A 1,290-nucleotide genomic window follows, 5' to 3' on the forward strand; every position below is an offset into this window, starting at 1 on the left:
TGAATGACAGGGATATCCAGACCCTCTGCCTTTACCTGAAAAAACAGAAACGGACCGTGGAAGAGTACCAGTGGCAACATTACGATGAACAATGCAATCTCCTGGAGCAACTGTTAAGGCAGGTGTTCTTGTGCCTTGAATGTGAGGCCGGTAAAGGCTCAGAAGCCGTCGTCGCCCAACTTCAACAGATGCAGACGGAAATCGCATTCGGTGGACCACTGAAGACGATGGATACGTCGCTCATCCCGAAAAAGCACCTCCCATGGTTGGTTAAACAGGATAACGTTAACCCGCAACGTTACGAATGGCTGCTCTACCGGCAGTTAACCTCACGACTGAATGGACGCATTTATTTGCCAAATGTTACCAAATACCGCGCACTGGAAGACGACCTGATCCCCCAGACATCGCAGGATACCTTGCTGGCCTCATCAACACTGGACAGACTAAAACAGCCCGCAGAGTTATTGTTACAGGAGAAACAACACCGGCTGGAAAGTGCACTCAAAGACGTTGCTCTCCATATTGATGAGGGAGACAATCGAAATGTGATCATGAAAAATCGTACCGGTACCCGCTGGCGTCTGCCGACCAAAAGCGCTACATCTCTGGTCAACAATCCCTTTTTTAAGCGAATGCAACCGGTCGGTATCGCGGATGTACTGCGGTATGTAGAGCGCGAAACCGGGTTCATGAAATGTCTGACTCATGTACTTCCGATACAAAAACAAGGGTTCACTCATCAGGATGATTTACTGGCCATTCTGATTGCCAACGCCACTCACCGTGGTGTGTATGGCATGGCGCAGATCTCCGATCGAAGCTATGAACACCTGAGTACGGTGCAGGCCAACTATATCCGGCCTGAAACGCTGCATGACGCCAGCGACGTGATCAATAATGCGGTTGCAGCGCTACCCATCTTCCGCCACTACCATATTCAGGAGGACCAGCTGCATGCCAGTGCGGATGGTCAGAAATTCGAAACCCATCTGGAAACCTTTAAAACCCGGTACTCCTCTAAGTATTTCGGCACCAACAAAGGGATCACGGCCATGACACTGGTGGCCAACCACAGCGCCCTCAATGCTCGGATCATCGGTTCCAACGAGCACGAATCACACTATATTTATGACCTGTTACAATCCAACAGCAGTGAAATCAAACCTGACGTACTCTCGACAGATACACACGGTGTCAATCATGTTAACTTCGCCTTACTGGATCTATGCGGTTACAGTTTTGCACCGCGATACGCGCAGTTCAGTAGTGTCATCAATGATCTGTTTG

1 pseudogene is annotated in these 1,290 nt (G+C 49.6%); it reads left to right on the plus strand.

Annotated elements, in window-relative coordinates:
* Window positions 1-1,290: pseudogene (locus R7P74_RS24800) on the plus strand (Tn3-like element ISShfr9 family transposase); the annotation flags it as partial.

The organism is Vibrio sp. 2033 (assembly GCF_033339735.1).